The sequence below is a fragment of the Streptomyces hirsutus genome (assembly GCF_001418415.1).
Taxonomy (GTDB): Bacteria; Actinomycetota; Actinomycetes; order Streptomycetales; family Streptomycetaceae; genus Streptomyces; species Streptomyces hirsutus.
In genome coordinates this window covers 1-2,296 of the sequence record NZ_LIQT01000309.1, presented here as the reverse complement: position 1 = coordinate 2,296, position 2,296 = coordinate 1, and the positions used below count along the sequence as shown (strand labels likewise).

At 65.7% G+C, this 2,296-nt stretch carries 3 protein-coding genes; 1 reads left to right on the top strand and 2 read right to left on the bottom strand.

The window, feature by feature from the left end; all coding sequences use genetic code 11:
• Positions 1–128 precede the first annotated feature (128 nt).
• Positions 129–404 (bottom strand): DUF5988 family protein, encoded by a 276-nt coding sequence (locus AOK11_RS22710; RefSeq protein WP_055595575.1) that lies wholly within the window; start codon positions 402–404, stop codon positions 129–131.
• 564 nt (positions 405–968) lie between these two features.
• On the bottom strand, positions 969–1,322 hold the full coding sequence (locus AOK11_RS22705; RefSeq protein ID WP_055595574.1) for an ArsR/SmtB family transcription factor: 354 nt from the start codon (positions 1,320–1,322) through the stop codon (positions 969–971).
• Between the two features lie 88 nt (positions 1,323–1,410).
• Here AOK11_RS22705 and AOK11_RS22700 point away from each other — a divergent pair, with 88 nt between their 5' ends.
• Positions 1,411–2,184 carry an SDR family oxidoreductase gene (locus tag AOK11_RS22700; protein WP_055595573.1) on the top strand — a complete coding sequence of 258 codons (774 nt, stop codon included), beginning with the start codon at positions 1,411–1,413 and terminating at the stop codon, positions 2,182–2,184.
• The last annotated feature ends 112 nt before the right edge of the window (positions 2,185–2,296 follow it).

Sequence of the window (2,296 nt, the reverse complement as noted above, 5' to 3'; positions counted from 1 at the left end):
CCGAGCACTTCCCGACTCACGTGCCATGGTGGGGCACCTTTCGTTGGAGGGCGTCGGACGATACGGGTACGGCGTTGGCTGGTGATTGCTCCGTGTCCTCATCGCCACGCTGCCGGTGTGGTGACCTGCTACTCGGCTATGTAGGTCCGGTAGATCCAGTCGTAGACGCGGAGGGAATGTCCGTCGACATCCCGTACCTCGGAGGTTGCCTCGAAATGCTCGTAGCGGTTTTCGACTTGCAGCTTGACCCGGTCTTCCATCCGTTCGACACGGTGCACCCGCAGGTCCTCACGGATGCCTGTGCCACCGGTCAGCAAGATGTTGGGCTCGGCCGGAAGGCTGCCGTCGCTTCGCAGGATGTTGTGGGGGTGGACCTGAGCAGTGGTGAGGAAGGTACTGGTCATGTGCGAGTCCTCTCACGCAGGACGCTGAAACAGCGCGAACTGACAGGGGGCGAGGAGAGGCGCGGGCCTGACTGGCGGCGCGCCGGTGATCGGTGGGTGCGGAGGTTCGCGTGCCTGGGTGCTCCCAGGCACACCCAGGGCCGTGGAAACGCCTCAAGAGGTTGCCACGACTTGCCTATATCGACCATTGCCGAATCAAGGATTAGCTTGGCTTCGATTCATGGCGGGTGTCAACCACTTCCCTGAACTCGGCGATGGCGACTCCCCGCGAGGAAGTGAGGGCCGTCGTTGCCCGAAGGGTCTTGAGACGTATCGCGGCGCACCGCTTCGGGTGCGGCGTATGCGCAGTGCCGCCAGGCAGGCTGAGCGGGCCACAGAAGGAGGCACCACCGATGGCGATGTCGGGGCCGCCGGACATCCGGGTGCATCACCACGTCGCGAGCCCACACAGCAGGGCAGGTGAAGCCCAACTCGAAAGCGAGCGATGGAACGCGGTTCAGGTCACGCGAAGGCAGGACTCAGCCGCGCTCGACGCGGCACGGCGACACACGCGTCGAGCGCGACTCAGTCGCGGGCGGTGAGGAACCCGGACAGTGCGGCCAGGACCGCAGGAGCGACTCGGTAGTAGACCCAGGTCCCGCGCCTTTCGGACAACAGCAGGCCAGCTTCGCGGAGCTTCTTCAGGTGGTGACTGACGGTGGGCTGGGAGACGCCGACATCGGCGATGTCGCACACGCAGGCCTCCCGGTCCGGATGGGAGGCGACTTTGGAAAAGAGGCGCAGCCTCACCGGATCCCCGAGCGCCTTGAACATGGCCGCCGTGATCTCGGCCTCCTCCTCGGTCAGCTCCCGGTCCGTGAGGGACGGGCAGCACGGTGGAGCGGAGGCGGCGGCCGCCAACTGCGCTAGCTTCGACATGCATCTATGTTGACACCAGTTTCACCTCCTGCCAAGATTGATTGATTCGATGCATATCTAATTAACGGCTGGGGGAGGCATGACGGGTATGCGTACGACCGATACGGGGCCTACGAGGACTGCTGTCATCACGGGAGCCAGCAGTGGAATCGGCGCGGCAGTAGCGCGAGCACTGGCTCGCGACAGTTTCGAGGTTGTCCTGACCGCGCGCCGGACCGACCGACTGGAGGCCGTCGCCAAAGAGATCAGCGCCGGGGGCGGGTCGGCCAGGGTGTTCCCGTTGGACGTGACCGACCGGAAGGCAGTGCTCGCCTTCGCGGCCCAGCTGCCGTCGTGTGACGTGCTGGTCAACAACGCCGGCGGTGCTTACGGGACGGAATACGTCGAGAACGCCGATCCCGACGACTGGCGGTCCATGTACGAAGTGAACGTTGTCGGGGCGCTGCAGATGACCCAGGCCCTGCTGCCGAGCCTGCGGGCTTCCGGTGACGGTGTCGTGGTGGCCATCTCCTCCACCGCATCGTTCACCTGCTATGAGGGCGGTGGCGGTTACAGCGCCGCCAAGCACGGGGCGCATGTTCTGGCCGAGACTCTGCGCCTGGAGGTGTGCGGGGAGCCGTTGCGGGTGATCGAGATAGCGCCCGGGATGGTCCACACCGAGGAGTTCTCCCTCAACCGCTACCGCGGGGACCTGAACAAGGCCGACGCCGTCTACGCCGGCGTCCCCGATCCGCTGGTCGCCGATGATGTCGCCGACGTGGTGACCTGGGCGGTAACCCGGCCGCCACATGTGAACATCGACCTGATGGTGGTGCGGCCCAGAGCGCAGGCGGCACAGCACAAGGTGCACCGCACCTCCTAAAGCCGGACTGCCGACAGCGCGGTTGCCTCTCCCCGTTCGGGGAGAGGCAACCGCGCTGTCGTTGCTCAGCAGCCGGAGGCGCCGGGCATGTCGAACATCTCGGCGGCGTAGG